This window comes from Cupriavidus sp. SW-Y-13 (genome assembly GCF_009793345.1).
In the GTDB taxonomy this organism is placed as follows: domain Bacteria; phylum Pseudomonadota; class Gammaproteobacteria; order Burkholderiales; family Burkholderiaceae; genus Cupriavidus.
The window spans coordinates 1570404-1591371 of the sequence record NZ_WHLX01000002.1 but is presented as its reverse complement, the minus strand read 5'-3'; the positions used below and the strand labels follow the sequence as shown (position 1 = coordinate 1591371).

At 64.3% G+C, this 20968-nt stretch carries 19 protein-coding genes; 8 read left to right on the top strand and 11 right to left on the bottom strand.

What is annotated here, in order from left to right:
* Window positions 1–92: 92 nt before the first annotated feature.
* Window positions 93–824 carry a DUF2076 domain-containing protein gene (locus GA566_RS22695; protein ID WP_160474094.1) on the bottom strand — a complete coding sequence of 244 codons (732 nt, stop codon included), beginning with the start codon at window positions 822–824 and terminating at the stop codon, window positions 93–95.
* A gap of 137 nt (window positions 825–961) precedes the next feature.
* Between GA566_RS22695 and pip the strand changes: the two genes are divergently transcribed.
* The gene (pip, locus tag GA566_RS22690) at window positions 962–1924 is read left to right on the top strand and encodes a prolyl aminopeptidase (protein WP_160474093.1); all 963 of its coding nucleotides are present in this window, start codon (window positions 962–964) and stop codon (window positions 1922–1924) included.
* 374 nt (window positions 1925–2298) lie between these two features.
* On the opposite strand, the gene GA566_RS22685 is transcribed toward pip, so the two are convergent.
* Complete coding sequence (locus tag GA566_RS22685; protein ID WP_160474092.1) at window positions 2299–4725, bottom strand: DUF3772 domain-containing protein; 2427 nt, start codon at window positions 4723–4725, stop codon at window positions 2299–2301.
* A 296-nt stretch (window positions 4726–5021) separates the two neighbouring features.
* Between GA566_RS22685 and GA566_RS22680 the strand changes: the two genes are divergently transcribed.
* Window positions 5022–5363 carry a cytochrome c family protein gene (locus tag GA566_RS22680; RefSeq protein WP_370459370.1) on the top strand — a complete coding sequence of 114 codons (342 nt, stop codon included), beginning with the start codon at window positions 5022–5024 and terminating at the stop codon, window positions 5361–5363.
* On the opposite strand, the gene GA566_RS22675 is transcribed toward GA566_RS22680, so the two are convergent.
* Window positions 5364–6254: a LysR family transcriptional regulator gene (locus tag GA566_RS22675; RefSeq protein WP_160474090.1), complete on the bottom strand. Its 891-nt coding sequence runs from the start codon at window positions 6252–6254 to the stop codon at window positions 5364–5366.
* Between the two features lie 108 nt (window positions 6255–6362).
* On the opposite strand from GA566_RS22675, the gene GA566_RS22670 reads away from it, so the two are divergent.
* The 3 genes from GA566_RS22670 to GA566_RS22660 are packed head-to-tail and all read left to right on the top strand — an operon-like array spanning window position 6363 to window position 10158.
* The gene (locus GA566_RS22670; protein WP_160474089.1) at window positions 6363–7916 is read left to right on the top strand and encodes an AMP-binding protein; all 1554 of its coding nucleotides are present in this window, start codon (window positions 6363–6365) and stop codon (window positions 7914–7916) included.
* Between the two features lie 12 nt (window positions 7917–7928).
* Window positions 7929–9104, top strand: a complete 1176-nt coding sequence (locus GA566_RS22665; protein WP_160474088.1) for an acyl-CoA dehydrogenase family protein — start codon at window positions 7929–7931, stop codon at window positions 9102–9104.
* A 58-nt stretch (window positions 9105–9162) separates the two neighbouring features.
* Entirely contained in the window at window positions 9163–10158 is a 996-nt protein-coding gene (locus tag GA566_RS22660) for a tripartite tricarboxylate transporter substrate-binding protein (RefSeq protein WP_160474087.1), read from the top strand.
* A gap of 66 nt (window positions 10159–10224) precedes the next feature.
* Here GA566_RS22660 and GA566_RS33330 read toward each other — a convergent pair whose 3' ends face one another.
* The 3 genes from GA566_RS33330 to GA566_RS22645 all read right to left on the bottom strand — a co-directional run bounded on the left by GA566_RS33330 (window position 10225) and on the right by GA566_RS22645 (window position 12416).
* A complete protein-coding gene (locus tag GA566_RS33330; protein WP_160474086.1) occupies window positions 10225–10680 on the bottom strand; it encodes a pilin in 456 nt (151 codons plus the stop codon).
* Between the two features lie 260 nt (window positions 10681–10940).
* Window positions 10941–11258: a YnfA family protein gene (locus tag GA566_RS22650; RefSeq protein WP_160474085.1), complete on the bottom strand. Its 318-nt coding sequence runs from the start codon at window positions 11256–11258 to the stop codon at window positions 10941–10943.
* 204 nt (window positions 11259–11462) lie between these two features.
* A complete protein-coding gene (locus GA566_RS22645; RefSeq protein WP_160474084.1) occupies window positions 11463–12416 on the bottom strand; it encodes a LysR family transcriptional regulator in 954 nt (317 codons plus the stop codon).
* 129 nt (window positions 12417–12545) lie between these two features.
* Here GA566_RS22645 and GA566_RS22640 point away from each other — a divergent pair, with 129 nt between their 5' ends.
* The 3 genes from GA566_RS22640 to GA566_RS22630 are packed head-to-tail and all read left to right on the top strand — an operon-like array spanning window position 12546 to window position 15893.
* Window positions 12546–14375 (top strand): gamma-glutamyltransferase family protein, encoded by a 1830-nt coding sequence (locus GA566_RS22640; protein WP_160474083.1) that lies wholly within the window; start codon window positions 12546–12548, stop codon window positions 14373–14375.
* A gap of 40 nt (window positions 14376–14415) precedes the next feature.
* The gene (locus tag GA566_RS22635; RefSeq protein WP_160474082.1) at window positions 14416–15393 is read left to right on the top strand and encodes a tripartite tricarboxylate transporter substrate binding protein; all 978 of its coding nucleotides are present in this window, start codon (window positions 14416–14418) and stop codon (window positions 15391–15393) included.
* Entirely contained in the window at window positions 15390–15893 is a 504-nt protein-coding gene (locus GA566_RS22630) for a GAF domain-containing protein (RefSeq protein ID WP_160474081.1), read from the top strand. Before GA566_RS22635 ends, GA566_RS22630 begins: the two co-directional genes overlap by 4 nt.
* A 195-nt stretch (window positions 15894–16088) precedes the next feature.
* Here the strand turns inward: GA566_RS22630 and GA566_RS22625 are convergent, their stop codons facing one another.
* From GA566_RS22625 to GA566_RS22605, 5 genes are all read right to left on the bottom strand, one after another.
* Complete coding sequence (locus tag GA566_RS22625) at window positions 16089–16811, bottom strand: MgtC/SapB family protein (protein WP_160474080.1); 723 nt, start codon at window positions 16809–16811, stop codon at window positions 16089–16091.
* 74 nt (window positions 16812–16885) lie between these two features.
* Window positions 16886–17878: a pyridoxamine 5'-phosphate oxidase family protein gene (locus GA566_RS22620; RefSeq protein ID WP_160474079.1), complete on the bottom strand. Its 993-nt coding sequence runs from the start codon at window positions 17876–17878 to the stop codon at window positions 16886–16888.
* Between the two features lie 61 nt (window positions 17879–17939).
* Window positions 17940–18551 (bottom strand): glutathione S-transferase family protein, encoded by a 612-nt coding sequence (locus GA566_RS22615; RefSeq protein WP_160474078.1) that lies wholly within the window; start codon window positions 18549–18551, stop codon window positions 17940–17942.
* A 137-nt stretch (window positions 18552–18688) separates the two neighbouring features.
* Window positions 18689–19597, bottom strand: a complete 909-nt coding sequence (locus GA566_RS22610; protein WP_160474077.1) for a LysR family transcriptional regulator — start codon at window positions 19595–19597, stop codon at window positions 18689–18691.
* Between the two features lie 10 nt (window positions 19598–19607).
* Window positions 19608–20687, bottom strand: a complete 1080-nt coding sequence (locus GA566_RS22605) for an AI-2E family transporter (protein WP_160474076.1) — start codon at window positions 20685–20687, stop codon at window positions 19608–19610.
* Between the last annotated feature and the right edge of the window lie 281 nt (window positions 20688–20968).

Genomic DNA, 20968 nt, shown 5'->3' with positions numbered 1-20968 from the left:
CCGACGGGGGTTCCCGAATGCGGAGATGGTGCCTGCTTTGGCCAGAGGTATGCAACCGGGCGCCGTCCTACACGGCGCCCGTTACCGCCTTGTCAGAAGAAAGAATCGTCGGACTGGCTGTTGTCGTCGACATAGTCGTCGAGTCCGTTGTCCAGGTTGCCGTTATCGGCCAGCAGGTCGTTGTTCCCGTTGCTGCCGTTGTTCCCCGTGCCATCGTCCCCATAGAAGTTGTTGACGACGGTTTCGTTTGGCGAGGATTGGCCGCCGCCCAGGAAGCCGCCACCGCCACTGCCATGGTGGAAGAGGTTCTCGATGCCCTGGAACAACATCGCGCCACCGGCCACGCCCGCCGCCGTGGTGGCGATGGAACCCAGCGTGCCACCCATCCCGCCACTCAGGAAGCCGCCACGCGCGGGTGCGGCGGCCGGGGCGGGCTGCGCCTGGTATTGCGGCGGTTGTTGCTGATACTGCGGTTGCTGCTGATACTGCGGCGATTGCTGATATTGCGGTGCGCCTTGCTGCGGATATCCGGTGGATGCGCGGCCTGCGCTGGCGCCCCATGCCGAGTCGTTATCGACAAAGCCTCGCGAAGTCCCTGCCTGGGCCGCCTGAAGCTGGCCCTGCAGCGTCTGGATCTGCGCCTGCGCATTCTGCAGCGCGCGGTCCAGCAGCATGGCACGCTGCACCAGCAGGTAGGCGGTGTCGGGCTGGCGCGCGGCGGCGTCGGCAATCAGCGCGGCGGCCTGCGGGTCCTTGGCTTCGGCACGCGCTTGGGTCAGTTGGCTCAGGAAGGATTCCAGTGCTTGCGCGTCTTGGGGGGTCATGGCGTCACCTTTTCGGTTCGGTTGCGGTACGGCTTCAATCTAGGGCCGGAAACTTAAACGAAGCTTAAGACGCCGCGCAAGTCTGCAGTTCATCGCGCTACACTTTGTTTTTCCGATTCGCCTACCCATCTGCCGCCATGACCGGACTGCGCTCGCTCTATCCTGCCATCGAACCTTACGAGACCGGCACGCTCGACGTGGGCGACGGCCATGTCCTGCATTACGAACGCGTAGGCACGCGCGGCGCCAAGCCGGCCGTGTTCCTGCATGGCGGGCCGGGCGGCGGCATTTCGCCCGATCATCGGCGCCTGTTCGATCCGGCGCGCTACGACGTGCTGCTGTTCGACCAGCGCGGCTGCGGGCAATCCACGCCGCATGCGTCGCTGGAGGTCAATACCACGTGGCATCTGGTGGCCGATATCGAGAAGCTCCGCGAGACAATCGGCGTGGAAAGCTGGCTGGTGTTCGGCGGCTCGTGGGGTTCCACGCTGGCGCTGGCCTATGCGCAAACGCATCCGCAGCGCGTGAGCGAACTGGTGCTGCGCGGCGTCTACACGGTGTCGCAGGCGGAACTGGATTGGTATTACCAGTTCGGCGTGTCGGAGATGTTTCCGGAGAAGTGGGCGCGCTTCCAGGCGCCCGTACCCGAGGCCGAGCGCGGCAACATGATGGCGGCCTATCGCAAACTGCTGACCGGCGACGATATCGACAAGCAGGTGGAGGCCGCCCGCGCCTGGAGTGTGTGGGAAGGGGAGACCATCACGCTGCTGCCGAATCCCGACAACAGCGCCAAACACGACGAGGGTCATTTTGCGCTGGCCTTTGCGCGCATCGAGAACCACTATTTCACGCATCGTGGCTGGCTGGAGGACGGACAACTGCTGCGCGATGCGCACAAGCTGGCGGGCATCCCCGGCGTGATCGTGCATGGCCGCTATGACATGCCATGTCCGGTGCGCTACGCCTACGCGCTGCACAAGGCGTGGCCCGATGCCGATTTCCACCTGATCGAGGGTGCGGGCCATGCGTGGACCGAGCCCGGCATCATGGATCAATTGCTTGCTGCCACCGACCGTTTCGCCAGGCAGGCGAAGGATTAGTCTATTGGCCGTTTGCGCCGTGGCAACCGAACGATCGTGCGCCTATACTGAATTTTTGCTGCGCTGCACCAATGTCTGCATTGTTCGAGACCTTGTTGTTGCGCCGACCGAATGCAGTATTTGGAGAGCACCATGGTTCCTTGCGAACTTTGCAAGAGCCTGCTGGGCCGTCCGGGTTATGTTCCGCCACACCCAAGACTGTTACGAACGGATGACGGCTTGCCGCATGGGCGGCACGCCGGGAAGCAGGTTTTTGTCTACAGATGCCAGCACTGCCAGCAAATGATCGCGCTATCCACGCGCGATGACGGTTCCGATATTTGGACGGGGCACGATGGCCCCGGCCGGTAGCGGTATTGGCGCCTTCCGCGGCACTACATGCCAAGCGCCGCCATGTTTTCCACGCGCAGGGTTTGCGGCTCCGAGAGCGAGATGTTCGCGGCGCGCAGCCGCTTGAGGATTTCGAACAGCAGGTCGCTCTTGATGCCCGCCGCAATGCGTGGGCTGCTCACGTAGCCCGTCACGCTCAACGTAATGCCGTTCGGCGCCAACTGGCTGAACGTGACCGATGGCGCGGGGATGTCGAGGATCGTCTCGTGCTGATGATAGACATCGAGCAACAGGTCGCGCACGGCCTCGGGGTCGGTGTTGAGCGGGAAGGTGAGTTGCAGCGTGGCCACGCCCTGCGTGCTGTTGCTCATCGTGACGTTGCGCACGTTCTGCGAAATCAGTTGCGAGTTCGGCACGATGACCGTGGAGCGATCGCCAAGCTGAATCTCCGTGGCGCGCACGTTGATGCGGCGGATATCGCCTTCCACGCCGGCCAGGCTCACCATGTCGCCCACCTTCACCGGGCGCTCGGTCAACAGGATCAGCCCCGACACGAAGTTCTTCACGATCTCCTGCAGGCCGAAGCCGATACCCACGGACAGCGCACTGACGATCCACGCCAGGTTTTCCCATTTCACGCCCAGCAGCGACAGCGTCAGCAGCACCAGCAGCACATAGCCCACGTTGCTGAACAGCGTGATCAGCGAAGCGCGTAACCCTGGCTCCTTGCAGAGCTTGGGCAGCATCTCGGCGTCGAGCCAGCGCCGCACCGAACGCAGCAACCAGACGCCGACGATCAGCGCGATGACCGCGTTGAGGATGCGGTCCGGCATGATGTTCATGCTGCGCAGCTTCTCGCCGCCGAGCACGGTCAGCAATGTGTTGAGCAGGTCAGCGGGCGTGGTGCCGAACCCACCGGTCAGCAGCGCCAGCACCGCCACCAGCAGCAACGCGCTGGCGCCGATACCGGACAGCACCGTCGAGACCTGCTCCAGGTGCGAATCGTCCACGCCGAACAACTGCTTGATCACGCGGCCACTGCGGTGATTCGCCGAGAACAGCGCCTCGCACGTATCGCGCGTCAGTTGTGTGAGCAGGTACAGGCTGCACAGCACGATATCGAACCAGACCAGTTCATAGGTCAGGAAGCGCGCAAAGCTGATATAGCCGATCAACAGCGCACCGAACCCCACGATCACGATCAGTGTGACTGCCGCGTGGATCAGCCCGGCCAGCGTGGCACGTTCCTCGGGACGCTCGCCCGCTGCCACCAGTTCGCTGCGCACGCGATTGGCGCGCAGCAACGCCGCACCAATCGTCAGCACCACCACCAGCGACACCAGTCCACGACCGAGCAGCGTCACCTGCACGCTGGTATCGGCCATGCGATTGAACTGTTCGAGCGTGCCCGCGAGCAGCAGCAGACCAGCCAGTACGGTGGGGAAGGGCTTCATCGCCAGCGCCACGGGGTCGGCCAGCGCAGGCAATCGCCATGACGGATGCTGCGTGCACAGCAATGCACGGCCCAGTCCGGCGATCAGCGCGGAAGTCATCGTCAGCTTGGCGATCTCGGCCATCAGGTCCTGCAGGCCAGCCGGTAATTCTTCACCGCCCGTGAACGCCGCATAGACGATGCGCACGGCGACGGCCGTGGTGACGACAGTGGTCAAGGCGGTCGCGAGCGCCAGTGCGCTGCGCCGCAAGCGTGTTTCGGGCAACTGGTGCAGGCAGAACCACGCCAGGCCGCGCTCCAGCAATCGCCGCCCAAGCGACCATACGGCCAGCGCCACGGCCAGCAGGAGGATGGTCTTGCCACGCTGCCCGGGTTCCCAGGCTTCGCGCAGCATCGGCTTGATTTCATCGGTGAAGTTGCCGAGCCGCATGCGGTCTTCTTCGCCCAGCTTGAACAGCGGCGTCCAGAACGCGGGATTCAGGATGCTGTCCGAACGCAGCGCGAGCTGATCCTTGAGCCGGCTGCGCTGCAGCTTGGCCAACTGGTCGCGCAGATGGGCGATGTTGTCCTTGCTGTCGGCGGCCTGCTTCAGTTCATCGTCGAGTTGTGCCTTGCGCGCATTGAGTTCGGCGCGCTGGCGCACCACGGCGGGCGCTTCGCGTGCCGTGGCAGCATCGGGTGGCGGGCCGAGCAGGTCCACTTGCGCCTGTATCTGGGCGCGCTGTGGTGTGAGCGAGGCGTTGAGCTTGTCGACATCGTCGTCGAGTTGCCGCAGCGTTTCGTTGAGATCGCCAAGGCGCAGGTCGCCCGACGTGCCGGAGGCCAGCTGCTTGATGCGATCCTGCTCGGATTGCAGGCGCTTGAGTTCGGCGACGGCTTCGGCGTGCGTGAGAACGGGAATCTGCTGCGCTTCGGCCTCGGACGCGGATCGGGCTGCCGACTCGGCAGAGAACGCGACGGGCACTTGCATCAGCGCAGCGATGACGAGGCTCATGACGAGCCAGGAGATACGACGCATGAGGGGGGCGCGGTGGTTGACCGGCCGGGCATTATAAGCAGCGGGGTGAGGTGGTTTCGGCCTCAGGCTGCACAGGCTCACATGCTGTTACATAATCGGCGTCTTTCCCTGTCCCCTTGTTTTCTCCCCTCTCCCGCAAGGCGGAAGAGGGGCCGGGGGAGAGGGCAGGCGCATCAAATATCCAAAACAATCGTTTCATGAAGCAAGCCCCAACACGTTCGATGATTAACCGCCAGCCCTCTCCCCCAACCCCTCTCCCGCAAGCGGGAGAGGGGAGTCGGTTTGCGGTCATGGTGATGCTTATCGCGCTCGCTCAAACATCCCAAGCCGCCGATCTCACCGCCGGCCGTGACATCTTCACCACCCGCTGCGCCTCATGCCACCAGGTCGGTCCTTCCGCACGCGGTGCGTTTGGCCCGCAACTCAACGCGATCATCGGAAGAAAGGCGGGCGGCACCGATGACTACCGCTACTCCGATGCCATGAAGACATCGACAGTCGTCTGGACCGATGACACCCTGCGCGCTTTCCTGCAATCTCCCGCCAAGGTCGTGCCCGGCACCAAGATGCGTTTCTGGGGCATGAGCAATGCGCGGCAGTTGGACGACCTGCTGGCCTACCTCCGCACACTGCAATAACTACGCGATGTGCGATTCGAGGATGTCGATCATGCGCTGCGCCAGCGGCGACAGGTAGGCGCCTGCGCGTGACATCACGCCGACGCGGCGGCCGAGGTCCAGCGCATCGGCGCGCAGGGCAATCGGCCGCAGGCTTGCCCGTGTGCTGTTGCCCGTTGCCCCCGCGATGCACAGCATCTCGGTGCCGCGTACGAGGTCGAACAACGTCGTGCTGCCGAAATCGGTCTCCACGCGCAGGATGGGCGCGGGCAAGCCCAGTTCCGCAAACGCCGCTTCGAGTTGTTGCCGCACCAGCACATGCGCACTGGGCAGCAGCCAGTGCTGACCCACGAGATCGGCCAGTCCCAGGTTCTGCCGTCGGTGCAGCGGATGGTCTTCATCGGCCACCACGGCCAGCCGGTCCGTGAACAGTTCCTTCGAAGCCAGCGCGGGATTGGGCTGGCGCGGCAGCGGCGCCACGGCCAGGTCCACTTCACCGGCCTGCACCAGATCCATCAGTTCGCGTGCCACGCGCATGGTCAGCCGCAGGCGCGCCACGGGCCGCTCGCGAATCAGTTGCTGGCAGGCGCCCAGCACCAACCCGGTGGGCATCGATGGCGAGTAACCGAGCCGCAGCAGGCCCTGTTCGCCGGTCTGGATGCCGCGCATCTCCTTGAGCGCGTCCTCGTATTCGAGCCGGATGCGACGCGCCCGCTCCAGAAACACCGTACCGGCTTGCGTCACGCGCATGCCGAGCGTGGTGCGTTCGAATAGCGGCACGCCCAATTGCGCTTCCACACGCTGGATTGCCTTGGTCAGTGCCGGTTGCGTCATACCCAGCGCCTCCGCCGCCCGCCCAATGCCGCCGTGAGTGCTCACCGCGAGCACATATTCCAGATCCCGAGTCTCCATCACATTCCTGTTGGTTATGCCTTCATTCCCGATGCGGCATTGTAGTGATGGCTGCCATCTTACAGACTTGGCGCACACGACAAAAAACCAAAGGCAAGGAGACTTCCGATGACATTCGCCTATTTCCTGCGGCGCGCGGCGCGTTATTGGGGCGACAACCCCGCCGTGCTGTACCGCGACCGCGTATTGACCTTCCGCCAGTTGGACGAGCGATCCACGCGCCTTGCCAACGCGCTGCTCGCGCTGGGTTTGCGGAAAGGCGACCGCGTGGCGATCCAGTCGCGCAATTGCCCCGAGGTGGTGGAGATCGAATGCGCGCTGTACAAGGCCGGGCTGGTCAAGGCGGCACTGAATCCGCGCTTCACGGCCAGCGAGGCCTCGGACGTGGTCGAGAACTGCGCGCCGCGCGTGCTGATCGCCGGACTGGGCTACACGGGGTACTCGGGTGCAACGCCGGGCTTCGGCAGCATCGAACACTATTTCGCGATTGCGGGAAGCACCGCCGGCTACGGCGCCTATGAAAGCCTGATCGAGCAGGGCGCCGACACACCCATCGACTACGAACCGCAACCCGATGACCTCGCCGTGTTGCATTTCTCGTCGGGTTCCACGGGCAAGATCAAGGCCGCGATGCAGACCTATGGCAATCGCCTGGCGTCGCTGCGCAAGCTGATCCTGACGATGGATCGTCCCGCGCGCCCCGGTGATCGCCTCGCGCTGATCGGTCCCATCACGCATGCGTCGGGCATGCTGATGCAGCCCTATCTTTTCCTCGGTGCCACGCTGGTGCTGTTCGAGAAATTCGATCCCGCGCAATTCCTGGCCGATGTGGCGCGGCTCAAGCTCACGCACGTCTTCATGGTGCCGGCGATGATCAACATGCTGCTGGCCGAGCCCACGCTGGCCACGGCGGACCTGAGCAGCCTGCGCACGCTGGCCTACGGCGCCGCACCGATGGCGCCGGCGCGCATCCGCGAAGCCTGGACGCGTATCGGCCCGATCCTGTCGCAGGGCTATGGCACGAGCGAATCCACATCGGGCGTGATGCGGCTTTCCACGAACGACCACGCCATGGCCCTCGAACGGCATCCGGAGCGGCTGGCCTCGTGCGGCCGTGCGCTGGGCGAGACCGAAGTGCGCGTGGTCAACGAGCACGGCGAGGAAGTCAGCGGCGACGAGATCGGCGAACTGGTGATCCGCGGTGCCGACGTGTTCCAGGGCTACTGGGGCGCGCCGGAACTGACGCGCGAAGTGTTGATCGATGGCTGGCTGCACACGGGGGATCTGGCGCGCGTGGATGCGGAAGGTTACGTGTACCTGGTTGATCGCAAGAAGGACATGATCATCTCGGGCGGCTTCAACGTCTATCCGAACGAAGTGGAGGCCACGCTGTACCAGCATCCCGATGTGATGGAAGCATGCGTGATCAGCGTGCCAGATGAAACATGGGGCGAGAGCGTAAAGGCCGTGGTGGCGCTGTGGCCGGGCCGGCAGGCGAGTGCTGCGGACCTGATCGGCCATTGCCGCGCGCGCATTGCCGATTACAAGTCGCCGCGCAGTGTGGATTTTGTGGCCGAGTTGCCGAAGAACGCCAGCGGCAAGCTGGCGCGCAAGCTCGTGCGCGAGCAGTACTGGGCCGGTGAAAGCCGCCGTGTGAACTAAGGAGGCGCCACCATGTTCGACCATCTGAACAATCCGGTACTGATCGAAACCCGCGCCGCCGTGCAGCGCTACATCGACGAGGAACTGCGTCCGCTGGAACGCGAACTCGGCCTCGGCAGCGAAGATGCATGGCCGCGCGACGTGCTGCGCGGTGTGTGGCGTCGCTCCAGCGAACTGGGGCTGTATGCATCGTGCCTGCCCGTGGAACTGGGCGGGCGCGGCCTCAATATTGCGGAGCAGTGCGCGCTCAAAGCCGATCTCGCTGCAAGCGGTGCCGCGCTGGCGCCACATGTGCTCGGCGATCTCGGCGGCCCGCCTCGCGTGGGCAATATGCTGAAGTACGCCACGGCCGATCAGGTGGCGCGTTACTTCGAACCCGTGATTCGCGGCCAGAAATCCACGTGCTTCGCGCTGACCGAGCCGCACTCGGGCTCCGACGCGCAAAGCATCCGCACGAGCGCCGTGGTGGATGGCGACGAACTCGTCATCAACGGCACGAAGCACTACATCAGCGGCGCACCGTTTGCAGACTTCGCCATCGTGATGTGCGTGACGGATGCCTCGACCACGCCGCCATCGATCACGGCGGTGCTGGTGGACCTCGACTTGCCCGGCGTGACGGTGAGCACCGAGTATGTGCCGATGTCGGGCCAGCATATCGACGCGGACATCCATTTCGAGAACGTGCGCGTGCCGCGCGCCAACATCTTCGGCGGCGAGGGCAGGGGGTTCAAGCTGGGCATGTCGCGCATCAATGTGAACCGGCTGCTGCATTGCCCGTCGATGCTGGGGCTGGCGATGCGTGCGTACGAGGCATCGGTGGAATATGCGGGGCAGCGTCGCCAGTTCGGTGGACCTATTGCGCGCTTTCAGGCCATCCAGCATATGCTGGCCGATATGGCGGCGGCGTTGTGGGCGTGCGAAAGCATGATCGCCCAGACCGCGCTGCTGGCCGATGCCGGCGCGGACCTGCGCATGAAGGCGGCGGCGTGCAAGCTGTTCGTCTCCGAGCGCTGCTTCGAAGTGGCCGACAAGGCGGTGCAGATTCACGGCAACCTCGGCGTGACGCGCGGCCATCCCGTGGAGCAGACCTGGCGCAAGCTGCGGATGTTCCGCATCTTCACGGGTACCAGCGAGATCCAGCGCAACACCATCGCCAAGGCCATCCTCGACCCCGCTTCGGCCTGACCAAGACCCACGACGACGCGGCATCAGACCGCGCGCCGGCCATAACAGGAGACCAGACATGAACCGACGTCAGTGGCTTGCCACGACGGGCGCTGCCGCACTGGGCGGCATCGTATCCCGCACCGGCTTTGCAGCCGCCCCCTCCGCCAACTATCCCTCGCGCCCGATCCGCGTGATCGTGCCGTTCATCGCCGGCACCGCGCCGGATTCGATGGCCCGCAGCCTGACCGCCGAACTCGGCCCGATGCTCGGCCAGCCGATGGTGGTCGAGAACATCGGCGGCGCAGGCGGCATCATCGGCGCCCGCGCATTGAAGCGTGCCGAGCCCGATGGCTACACGCTCGGCGTGCTGGCCAACCAGCACGTGATCAACGTCCACCTGTACCGCGATCCGCCGTACGACGCGGCCAAGGATTTCACGGCCATCTCGTCGGTGTCGGGCGGCCCCGTGGTGCTGGCCGTACCGGCCTCGTCGCCTTACAAGACGGCCCGTGAACTGATCGATGCGATGAAGCAGAAGCCCGGCGCGCTGAACTACGGCTCGGGCGGCAAGGGTGCGGTCTCGCACCTCGCCGTGGAAAGCCTGCTGCACCAGACGCACACCAACGCCGTGCACATCCCCTACAAGGGCGCCAGCGAAATCCTGACCGCGATGATCAGCGGCCAGACCCAGTTCGGCATGCCCGTGCTGGCGACGGCGGCGCCGTTCCTGCGCAACGGACAGATCCGCGCACTGGCGGTGTCATCGGCGGCTCGCTCGGTCTACTTTCCGGATGTGCCGACGCTGGGCGAAACGATCCCGCCTGGGTTTGTGCTCGATAACTGGAGTGGGTTGTTTGCACCGGCTGGATTGCCTGCGGCGCTGACGAAGCGGCTGTTCGATGCGGTATCGACGCTGCAGACGAGCGGCAAGCTCGATGCGACGACGAAGGCGAATGCGGGGGAACTTAGGAGGAGTGAATCGCCGGCGCAGTTTGCTCAGATGGTGGCGGCTGAGAATGCGCGGTATGGGAAGTTGATTGAGGGGATTGGGATGCGGGGGGAGGTGGGGTGAGGGTGGTGGGCTAAAAAGAAAAAACCCCGGGGAAAGGCCGGGGTTCTCTCTATTCTCAAAATTTGCTTAGGTGCAGCCTGCCGGAATCCAAGCCGGCTTGAACGACCCCGGCTTGCTGCCCAAGACACACGTCCAAGCTCCGGCACCCGTGCGGTCCAGAGTGATGGTCGTACCCTTAATGGCGGAATTGGCGGCGCCATCCAAGGTAGCCGTGACCTTAACGGAATTCGTTGCGGCGGTGTAGACGAAAGTCGTCGCAGTCGTCGACAAGGAGGATTGAACATAGCCAATGTCGGCCGCAACGAAGCCCGTGTTGCCTTGGTTCAATTGGTCCTCGATTGCCGTCTTGTAGGCGGTCGTTTCGCCGAAGGCGCGGTTGAGCTGCGACTTAGCCACGTAATCCTGATATTGCGGAATCGCAATAGCAGCCAGGATACCGATGATCGCGACCACGATCATCAGTTCGATCAGCGTGAAACCCTTCTGGACCCGTTGGTGGATTCCCATCCGTGCTTTTTTCATGGAATTGACCCCTGTAATTTGTAGAGAACAGCGTGTTGCTGTCGGGGATCTATAGAGCAACAGGTGTGCCAGGGTCAAAAACCGCCTGAATCGACGCTCAAGCCGCGTTCAAGGACAGAAATGTGAGATTTCTTGTCATGTGTAAGCGAATGTATCTGCCGGAATTTGTCACCCCACGACCGAGGGGTGAGGCGGATGATGCATAAATTGACGGTTTTTGTCAGCGGGAAGTGATCGGTAAATCGCCTTTATATCTGATATTACCGAGGCTGAAAGACGATCACGGCCATGCCGGCGACGGCGATTGTGACACCTGTCACATCCCACACCGAAGGCCGCACACCGTCCACGAGCCAGAGCCACGCGATGGCGACCGCTATATAGATACCGCCGTAAGCGGCATAGACGCGGCCCGAGGCGTCGGGATGCAGCGTGAGCAGCCAGGCAAAGACGGCGAGCGAGACGGCGCCGGGAAGCAAGAGCCATGGGCTGCCGTTCTGGCGCAGCCAGAGGTAGGGCAGGTAACAGCCGAGGATTTCGGCGAGGGCGGTGAGGAAGTAGAGGGATACGGTTTTCATGCGTGTTGATGTTTGATGCGTTTTGCGATTCCAGATTCGACCACTGGTTTTCTCCCCTCTCCCGCATCCCTTGGTTTTCTCCCCTCTCCCGCGAGCGGGAGAGGGGCGGGGGAGAGGGCCAGCGGTGCAAATTTCGGTGTGGTTGGCAAGCAGAACCTCCAGCCCTCTCCCCCAACCCCTCTCCCGCCCTGCGGGAGAGGGGAGCTAAGACGAAGAGGGGAGCGAAACTCCCCGCAACGCCGCCACCATCCCCGCCACCATTTCATTCACCTCCGCTTCTCTTCGCCACATCACCCCCACCGAAGGCAAATCCCAGCTCAGCGAAAACGGCAGCGTTGCCGCATCGCCCAACTCAGCCAGTTCCGCCGCCACGGCACGCGGCACTATGGTGATGGTGTCGGGCTGGCTACGCAACAGCGTAGCCATCGGCTTGATCGAGTAGGTTTCGACGATGGGCAGCGGCGGTGCCACGCCGGCAACAGCGAACATCGTATTGATGGTGCGGCGAACCGGCGTGTGCGGGGGCGGCAAAATCCAGTCGAGTTCGGCCAGCCGTTTCCAGTCGAGTCCAGCGCGCGTCAGCCGCGCTTGCGCCTGCGACGGTACCACGAGCACGGGTTCTTCCCGATACAGCGGCTGCTGCATGATGTCCTCGCCAGTCACGTAGAACGAGCGCGCGATCACGCAATCGAGTTCGTGTCCGCGCAGCGCGTTGACGAGTTCGTCGGTGGTGCCTTCGCGCACCAGCACCGAGATACGCGGCGACTGTCCCAGCCCATAGGCCAGCGCGGCATCGAGTACCGCGCGGGCCGTGTAGGGAATCACGCCGAGCCGCAGTCGTCCGCGCCCGCCCGCCTCGATCACGGCCAGTTGGCGGCCCAATGCATCGGCATCGGCCAATGTCGTGCGCGCATGGGCGAGAACCGCGTCGCCCGTGGCGGTCGGCTCCAGTCCGTTGCGCGTGCGCGCGAACAGCGGCGTCATGAAGATGTCTTCGATCTCGCGCAACGCCTTGGTCACGGCGGGCTGCGACAGGTTCAGCTCGGCGGCGACACGCGAGATCGAACGTTGACGCTCCAGCGCCAGCAGCAACGGCAAATGCCGCAGGCGCAGGCGCGACACGATCTGGTGCAGCAGCTTGTCAGTAGCGATGGGCATGGGGGCGCGAATCAGCAAAGTCGTATAACCGCATGGTAATGCAACGATAAGTTATTCGATCTTGGCAGTTATTTTCCCTGCCTATACTCGAATCACAAGTCAATTGCCTGCAACAGGAGTCATTCACCCATGTTCACGACACGCCCCGAGATCGTCGGCACGTTCGGCGTTGCTGCCTCCACGCACTGGTTGGCCACGCAAACCGCGATGGGTGTGCTGGAGAAGGGCGGCAATGCCTTCGACGCCGCCGTGGCGGCTGGTTTCGTGCTGCAAGTGGTGGAGCCGCACCTGAACGGTCCGGGCGGCGAAGTGCCGATTCTGTTCTGGAACGAGCGCGAGCGCGCGATGCGCTCGGTCTGCGGGCAGGGTCCGGCGCCGGCGCTGGCTGATCCGGAAGCACTGCGCGCGCAGGGCATGGAGATGATGCCCGGCATCGGCCTGATGCCCGCCACGGTGCCTGGCGCGTTTGGCGCATGGATGACGATGTTGCGCGATCACGGCACGTGGTCCGTGGCCGATGTGCTGGCACCGGCCATCGGCTATGCGCGAGACGGCTTTCCACTGGTGCCGCGCATCTCGCAAGCCATCCTCGCCGTGCAGTCGCTGTTCCGTGACGAGTGGCACAGTTCCGCGCAAACCTGGTTGCCCGATGGCAAGGTGCCGCGCCCCGGTGCGTTGCACACGCTGCCGGTGCTGGCCGATACCTACACGCGCATCGTCGAGACCGCGCAGTCCAAGAGCGATACCCGTACCGGCCAGATCGATGCCGCGATGGATGGCTGGTATCGCGGCTTCGTGGCCGAAGCCATCGACGCCTATTGCAAGGACACGCCCGTGCGCGACACCACGGGCGAGAAGCACACCGGCCTGCTGCGCTATGACGACATGGCGAACTGGCGGCCCGTGGTGGAAACGCCGCCCACGCTCGACTTCGGCCGCTACGCCGTGGCCAAGTGCGATATCTGGAGCCAGGGCCCGGTCTTCCTGCAGCAACTCGGCATGCTGCGCCATGCAGGTCTTGAAGCCCACGCACCCACTTCGCCCGAGTTCGTGCACAAGATCGCCGAGGCCGCCAAGCTGGCCATGGCCGATCGCGCCGCGTGGTATGGCGATCCGCTGTTCGAAGACAGTCACCTTGGCGCACTGCTGAATCCGCACTATCTGGCGTCGCGCGCCGCGTTGATCGGTGACCGCGCCATGCCGACGATGCTGCCCGGCACGCTGGGTGGCAAAGCACCGCGCATGCCGGATCTTGCCGTGGCCGAGCGCACGCTGGCGGCTGCCGATACGCGCTTCGGCATTGGAGAGCCCACCTTCGCCGCGCTGCCACCGGTGGCGGAATGGGCGGAGCGTGAAGTCTTTGTCGGCGATACCTGCCATATCGACGTGATCGACCGACACGGCAACATGGTGGCGGCCACGCCGTCAGGCGGCTGGCTGTCGTCGAGCCCGACGATTCCGTCGCTCGGCTTCGCGCTGAATACGCGCTTGCAGATGACGTGGCTCGAACCGGGTCTGCCCAATACGCTGGCACCGGGCAAACGTCCGTGCACCACGTTGTCGCCATCGATGTGCCTGCGCGATGGCGAACCGTACATGGTGTTCGGCACGCCCGGCGGCGACCAGCAGGACCAATGGTCGCTGGCTTTCTTCATGCGCCACGCCGTACACGGCATGAACCTGCAGGAAGCCATCGACGCACCGGCCTGGCACGTGGACCACTTCCCGCAATCGTTCTGGCCGCGCCAGACCACGCTGAACCGCATCACCGTCGAAGGCCGCATGCCCGCGCAGACCATCGATGCGCTGCGCGCACGCGGGCACGAAGTTCGCGTAGGAGAAGACTGGTCCGAAGGCCGCATGTCTGCGTGCACGCGCGAGCGCGATGCAAAGGGCCGGCTGGTGCTGCGCGCCGGTGCCAATGCGCGCGGCATGCAGGGCTATGCCGTGGGCCGCTGAAGGATTACTACAACGCTGAAGACAGAAGGGGAGTTGCATCATGAAGTCCGTATTCAAGGCGCTGCTGTGCGGCGTGACTGCTTTGTCCGCATCGTTCGCCGGCCTCGCCGGCGCGGCCGATGCGTATCCAACCAAGCCCATCACGCTGATCGTGCCCTGGGCGGCTGGCGGCTCCACCGATATCCTCGCGCGCGTGCTGTCCGAGCACCTGACCAAATCGCTGGGCCAGCCGGTGATCGTCGACAACAAGCCTGGTGCCTCGGGCAACATCGGTTCGGCCATGGTCGCGCGTGCGCAGCCCGATGGCTACACGCTGCTCGTCGGTTCGATGAGCACGCACGCAATGAACCCGGCGCTGATGGCCAACATGCCGTTCAAGGGCGTGGACGATTTCACGCCGCTGGGTCTGCTGGCCTACGTGACCAACACGATGGTCGTGAACCCGTCGGTGCCGGCGAACAACGTCAAGGAACTGATCGCCTACGCCAAGGCCAATCCCGGCAAGCTGGCCTATGCGAGCGCCGGTCCTGGTTCGACCAATCACCTGAGCGCCGTGCTGTTCGAGAAGATGGCTGGCGTGCAGATGCTGCACGTACCGTACAAGGGCGGTGCGCCCGCTGTAGTGGATACGGTGGCGGGCCAAACGCAACTGCTGTTCTCGGCGGGCACGCAGACGCTGCCGCACGTGAAGGCCGGCAAGCTCAAGCTGCTGGCCGTGACGGAGGCCAAGCGCTCGCCGCTGCTGCCGAACGTGCCGACCGTCGGCGAAACGATTCCCGGCTATGAACTGGCCGTGTGGTACGGCGCGTTCGGTCCGAAGAACATGCCCGCACCGCTGGTGGCAAAGCTGAATTCGGAAATCAACCGCGTGATGTCGCTGCCCGAGGTCAAGGCCAAGATGGATGGCATCGGCGTGGAAACCGCGACATCGACGCCGCAGGAATTCGGCAAGATCCTGCGCCACGATGCCGTGCGCTACGGCAAGCTGATCAAGGAACTCGGCATCCAGGGGGAATGATGGCAAGCGTCGATACGCTGGGCCATTGGCAGACGCATCTGCATCCGCTGTTCGATCGCCTGCGCGGTGCGGCCACTCCCGAGGCCGTGATGGATGCGGTGGGACAGGCCACGCTGGAGATTGTCGGGCCCGGCCTGCTCACGATCAATGCGTGGCATGCGGACAGTGGCGAGATCGAACGCCTCTGGTCGTCGGACCCGCTTGCCTATCCGGTCGGCGGCAAGAAGATCAAGGGTGACACGGCCTGGACGCGTCAGTTGCTCGTGCGTGGCGAGGTCTTTGTTGGTGAGGGCGACGAGGCGCTGGCTGCCGTCTTCGACGACATCGCGGTCATCCGGGAGCTGGGGTTGAACGGCGTGGTGAATGTGCCGCTGTGTCATGGTGGCCGGGTGATCGGGACGTTCAATTACCTGGCTGGCGTGGACGCTTGGACGGGTGAGGATTTGACGGCGTTGCGGATGCTGGGGCAGATGGTGGTGGGGGCGGTGGCTGGACGCTGAATACCCGCTTGTTTTCTCCCCTCTCCCGCGCAGTGGGAGAGGGGCGGGGGAGAGGGCCAGCGGTGAAAATTGCGACAACATCGGCAAGCAGAACCTCCAGCCCTCTCCCCCAACCCCTCTCCCGCAAGCGGGAGAGGGGAGCGCATATCTGCGGGAGAGGGGAGACAACAAGCGCATAGCGAACGCCTTCGGCGTTCAATCCGACGTACTGGCACTCCAGAACGCCTGACTCACCACGCTCGTCCCACCTAACCGGGCCACGATCGTGTCCAGCACGTCCCCGTCCACTGACGTCGCTGCCAGCACCGCTTCGATCTCCACGTCCTGTTCCCCGAACGCGCGCACTTCCAGATCTCCCGTGGGATATTGCGCGGCTTCCAGCGCTTCTTCGAGCAGTCGCATCGCGGTCTTCTGATAGGACCGCGCCGTGATCACATGCACGGTGTGCGTAACTTCCACGGCGGGTGTATCGAGCGGTTGACGGTTGATGCGGTCCACCACGGGGCGCAGCAGTGTATTGGCAGCCAGCACGAACAGCGCACCGATGCCGGCTTCGACGATCAGATCGGCGCCAGCGCAGGCGCCTACCGCCGCAGACCCCCACAAAGTGGCCGCCGTATTCAGCCCGCGCACATTCCCTTCCTCACGCATGATCACGCCAGCGCCGAGAAAGCCGATGCCCGATACCACATAGGCCACCACACGCACGGCGCCCTCGGGGCCGGTTAAGTGATTGGCCATATCGACGAAGATTGCGGCGCCCACGGCCACCAGCACGTTGGTGCGCAGGCCGGCCGTGCGCTGGCGATACTGGCGCTCGAAACCGATGATGCCGCCGAGGATGAACGCGGCGGCCAGGCTGATCGCGGTGTCGAGCAACGATTGCGGGTTGATGTGCTGCAGGGCTTGGAGGGACATGGGCGGTATCCGTTCGGGCCAGAAGTTGGCGCGATTGTGGCACAGCCGCATGTCCGTTCAAATACCCGCCGATTTCACGCCCAGCTTCCCGTCGCCAACGCCTGCGGCGACTCGCCACCCGGGATGAAATCCCACCGCAGCGGCAGCGCACGGGCGCGTCGCACGATGGTCTCGGGCAGAAAGCGCCAAAGTAACTGCGCGCGCTCGAACCGGGCGATGTCCGGGGAGTCGGTAAGCACTTCGGCGCGGCCCGTCATCTGCAGCAGTTCGCCGGTGGCGTAGTTCACAAAGACGAGCCCCGCCACGGGATTCACCATCAGGTTGCCGAGCGTGTTGAAGAACGTATTGCCCGGAAAATCGGGAATCGTCAGCCCGCCATCGTCATCCACGCGCACAAAGCCCGGCTTGCCACCGCGATGCGAGACATCGACCTGCCGCTCGCCGTCCGCGAGATCCACGTACGACGCTACGAAGAACGAATCCGAGGCGCGGATCAGCTTGCGGGCGTGGTCGTCGAGCGCAGTCATCGCCTGCGACGGCGTATCGGCCGGTTCCGCCGGATCGCGCGTGAACGTGAAGTCGCGCTTCTGGATGTACTGCGGGCAGTTGCCGAAGCTCTGTCCCACCTCCACGCGGAAGTGCTGCGCATCGTCGCGCCGTACCGTGCCATTCATTCGATTGCGCCGACGCGTGGCGGGCTCGATGCCAAGCATTCCGATGGGGTCGCCATCCTCCATGCCGGAATCGGCGGGATCGGCGGCATCGCGCACCAGCGACATGTCGAGCACGCGCGGATCGGGCGAGTGCATGAAGCCCGGATGCGCGGCCCGCACGGTGGCCCAGGGGCGGCCATCGGGTGCCACGGTGCCGATCACGATCGATGGCAACTGATGGAAAAAATCGCGATGCTGGTCGGGCATGAAGGGGCGCACCACGCGCGACCCCACTTCCGCGAGCCGTTCTTCCATGCCTGCGTGGGCTTGCAACACGCGCTCACCGGCATGCCACGGCGTGCCCGGTTGGCGTTCCACTTGCGATGGCGAGTGCGAATTCGAATGCGAGGTCATGTCAGGCTCCAGTCGAGGAACGTGCGGCGTTTCTATGCGATGCAGTGCGATGCAGTGCAATTCAGGCGGCCAGGCCGACCGGGGTTTGCTGGAACGGCACGAAGCCGGGCAGCGCTTCCACACGTGCCAGCCACTGGCGCACGTTGGGATAGCCAGCGAGATCGACGAAGCCCTCGGGTGCGCGTGCCGTGTAGCTGTACAGCGCCACGTCGGCAATGGTCGGATGATCGGCGGCGATCCACTGATTGGCGGCCAGGGCATCGTTCATACGGCCCAGCACCAGATGGGCGCGGGCGATGGCCGCGTCGGCGTCGACGGGGGCGTTGAAAACCGTCTTGAGCCGGGCGGTGGCCGGTCCGAAGGCGATATCGCCAGCGGCCACCGACAGCCAGCGCTGCACGGCTGCCGCCGCAGCGGGCGATTCTGGCAGCCAGTCGGTGCGGCCCAGCTTCTTGCTCAGGTAGACCAGGATCGCGTTGGAATCGCAGACCACGGTCTCGCCATCGACCAGCACCGGCAACTGGCCGAACGGGTTGAGCGCGAGAAATTCGGGGGCCTTGTGCGCGCGGGCCGCCAGATCGAGGTCGATCAGTTCGACGGGCTGGCCAAGCAGCGCCAGGAACAGGCGGGCGCGGTGCGAGTGTCCGGAGAGGGGGTGGCCGTAGAGTTGCATGGCGAGGCGTCCTGGAGTCGATTGTTGCGGCGTCCGGTATGGATCCGCGTTGGAATCGACTATAGATGCGCCTCAGCCGTGGAAAAACGGTCGGCGCGGGAAGGCACTCTTCTGGATTCAGGAAGAATCAAGAAAAATCAGCGCGCAGGATTCAGGGCAGGGGAACTGCGCAGGGTATCCACGGCCAGGTCGATAAAGGCGCGCACCTTGTGCATGGCATGGCGGCCTTCGCGGTGGATGATGTTGATGGGCAGCGGCACCGGCTCCACATCCTCCAGCACCAACTGCAGCCGGCCGTCGTGCACTTCATCGGCCACCTGGTAGGACAGCACGCGCACCACGCCGAAACCGGCAACGGCTGCCGCAATGGCCGAGTCATTGGTGGTCGTGGACATGCGCGGCGCCACGCGTATCGGCAACGGTTCGCCGTGGCGCTGGAACCGCCACTCGGGCAGTGTGGAAATACCGGTGGTCTGGATGATGGTGTGTTGCGCGAGGTCCTCGGGCGTAGCCGGGACACCATGCCGTGCGAGGTAGGCCGGCGAGGCGCAGGTCACGCGCCGCACGTACCCCACCGGAATGGCCTGCAGCGATGAGTTCGGCAGCGGGCCGATGCGCACGCCCACGTCGATACCCTCGTCGATGAAGTTCACAACCCGGTCGATGAACAGGCAATCGACATCCACCTCGGGATAGCGATTCAGGTACTCCACCACCACCGGCGTGACATAGTGCCGGCCGAACAATACCGGGGCCGTGATCGACAGTTGCCCGCGCGGCGCCGTGTGTGCGCCGGCAGCGGACAATTCCGCATCGTCGATCTCGCCGAGGATGCGCCGACAGTTCTCGAAATAGGCCACCCCGGTAGCGGTGGGCCGCACCACGCGCGTGGTGCGCGTCAGCAGCCGCACGCCGAGGTGGGTTTCCAGCTCCGTGATCACGCGGCTGACCACGCTCAACGACATATCCAGCCGGCGCGCGGCAGCCGTGAAACCGCCGCTTTCCACTACGGCCACATAGGTCTTCATTGCCTGAAGCCGGTCCATGCCGCGTGCCTCAGTGCGGGGGGTCTTCGAACGTGGGACGGGTGGGATCGTCCGCACCGTTCAGGTCCCAGCAGGCGATGAACAGCGCCGCCACCAGCGGACCGATCACGAAGCCGTTGAGTCCGAACAGCGCCATGCCGCCCAGCGTGGAAATCAGCACCACGTAGTCCGGCATCTGCGTGTCCTTGCCGACCAGGATGGGGCGCAACACGTTGTCCACCATGCCGATCACCAGCACGCCAAAGCCAATCAGCACGCAGCCTTTCCAGATTGCGCCGGTGAGCAGGAAGTAGACGGCCACGGGTGCCCAGATGAGGCCCGCGCCCACGGCCGGCAGCAACGACAGGAACGCCATCACCACGGCCCATAGCAGCGCGCCCTGGATGCCGAGGATCGCAAAGATGCCGCCGCCGAGCATGCCCTGCACCAGCGCCACGACGATATTGCCCTTGACCGTGGCACGCACCACCGTCGTGAACTTCTGCATCAAGTGGGTCTTGTGACCGGCGCTGAGCGGTACGGCCTGCCGGATCCGGCGCGCCAGCGTGGGGCCGTCGCGCAGCAGGAAGAACAGCAGGTACAGCATGATGCCGAAGCTGATCATGAACTGCGCCGTGTTCTGGCCGATGCTCAGTGCCCGCGTGGCCAGCGTCTGGCTGGCCTGCAGCGCGCTGGCACTGAGCTTGTCCTTGACGTCGGAGATGCTGGCGAGATCGGCTCGCGCGAGGATGTCGCGCACAAAGGGTGGCAGGGCGTCGGCGGCAGACTGGAAGTAGTGGCCGAAGTTGATCTCGCCCGAGCGGATGCTCTCGTAGAGGTTCACGCCTTCCCGGATCAGCGAGGCCGTGATGAGTGTCATCGGCAGGATCACCAATACCAGTACCAGTAGCAGGGTCAGCAGTGCCGCCACGTTGTTGCGGCCCCGCAGGGCTACCACCAGCCGCCGTTGCAGGGGCGCGAAGATGATGGCCAGCACCGCGCCCCAGAACACCGCACCGTAGAACGGCAGCAGGATCCACGCAAATGCGATGGATACCACCGCCAGGAGCAGCAGGAAGACTTTGTGATGCAGACCGGAAGATTCGGTCATGGGCGATTCCCTATGTCGGACGAAGCCAGGCGCCATTCTACGATGCCGGCTGCGTCGCTTCTGTCTGTCGGCCGCCTACATGTCTGTGGCAGGTATGCGCACATGGAATGTCTGGACAACCGGCTGGCTTGCCGCGTCAACAACCCCATCGAGCAAGGGGTAAACAGCATTTCGTCGTGTACAGGCAACAGTTGGTTTTGGGACGCAAAGATTATCCCCGTCTTTTATTTCAAGACAGACTTCCGCGAACAATTATCATTTACATTCCTCCCTTTCGTATT

What these genes read in the sequence shown, in the direction of transcription:
- GA566_RS22650 (WP_160474085.1), bottom strand. Translation starts at nt 11,258, where the DNA reads ATGAAAACCGTATCCCTCTACTTCCTCACCGCCCTCGCCGAAATCCTC.
- GA566_RS22670 (WP_160474089.1), top strand. Translation starts at nt 6,363, where the DNA reads ATGACATTCGCCTATTTCCTGCGGCGCGCGGCGCGTTATTGGGGCGAC.
- GA566_RS22660 (WP_160474087.1), top strand. Translation starts at nt 9,163, where the DNA reads ATGAACCGACGTCAGTGGCTTGCCACGACGGGCGCTGCCGCACTGGGC.
- GA566_RS22610 (WP_160474077.1), bottom strand. Translation starts at nt 19,597, where the DNA reads ATGGACCGGCTTCAGGCAATGAAGACCTATGTGGCCGTAGTGGAAAGC.
- GA566_RS22665 (WP_160474088.1), top strand. Translation starts at nt 7,929, where the DNA reads ATGTTCGACCATCTGAACAATCCGGTACTGATCGAAACCCGCGCCGCC.
- GA566_RS22640 (WP_160474083.1), top strand. Translation starts at nt 12,546, where the DNA reads ATGTTCACGACACGCCCCGAGATCGTCGGCACGTTCGGCGTTGCTGCC.
- GA566_RS22685 (WP_160474092.1), bottom strand. Translation starts at nt 4,725, where the DNA reads ATGCGTCGTATCTCCTGGCTCGTCATGAGCCTCGTCATCGCTGCGCTG.
- GA566_RS22605 (WP_160474076.1), bottom strand. Translation starts at nt 20,687, where the DNA reads ATGACCGAATCTTCCGGTCTGCATCACAAAGTCTTCCTGCTGCTCCTG.
- GA566_RS22635 (WP_160474082.1), top strand. Translation starts at nt 14,416, where the DNA reads ATGAAGTCCGTATTCAAGGCGCTGCTGTGCGGCGTGACTGCTTTGTCC.
- GA566_RS33330 (WP_160474086.1), bottom strand. Translation starts at nt 10,680, where the DNA reads ATGAAAAAAGCACGGATGGGAATCCACCAACGGGTCCAGAAGGGTTTC.
- GA566_RS22625 (WP_160474080.1), bottom strand. Translation starts at nt 16,811, where the DNA reads ATGTCCCTCCAAGCCCTGCAGCACATCAACCCGCAATCGTTGCTCGAC.
- GA566_RS22645 (WP_160474084.1), bottom strand. Translation starts at nt 12,416, where the DNA reads ATGCCCATCGCTACTGACAAGCTGCTGCACCAGATCGTGTCGCGCCTG.
- GA566_RS22675 (WP_160474090.1), bottom strand. Translation starts at nt 6,254, where the DNA reads ATGGAGACTCGGGATCTGGAATATGTGCTCGCGGTGAGCACTCACGGC.
- GA566_RS22620 (WP_160474079.1), bottom strand. Translation starts at nt 17,878, where the DNA reads ATGACCTCGCATTCGAATTCGCACTCGCCATCGCAAGTGGAACGCCAA.
- GA566_RS22630 (WP_160474081.1), top strand. Translation starts at nt 15,390, where the DNA reads ATGATGGCAAGCGTCGATACGCTGGGCCATTGGCAGACGCATCTGCAT.
- GA566_RS22680 (WP_370459370.1), top strand. Translation starts at nt 5,022, where the DNA reads ATGCTTATCGCGCTCGCTCAAACATCCCAAGCCGCCGATCTCACCGCC.
- pip (WP_160474093.1), top strand. Translation starts at nt 962, where the DNA reads ATGACCGGACTGCGCTCGCTCTATCCTGCCATCGAACCTTACGAGACC.
- GA566_RS22695 (WP_160474094.1), bottom strand. Translation starts at nt 824, where the DNA reads ATGACCCCCCAAGACGCGCAAGCACTGGAATCCTTCCTGAGCCAACTG.
- GA566_RS22615 (WP_160474078.1), bottom strand. Translation starts at nt 18,551, where the DNA reads ATGCAACTCTACGGCCACCCCCTCTCCGGACACTCGCACCGCGCCCGC.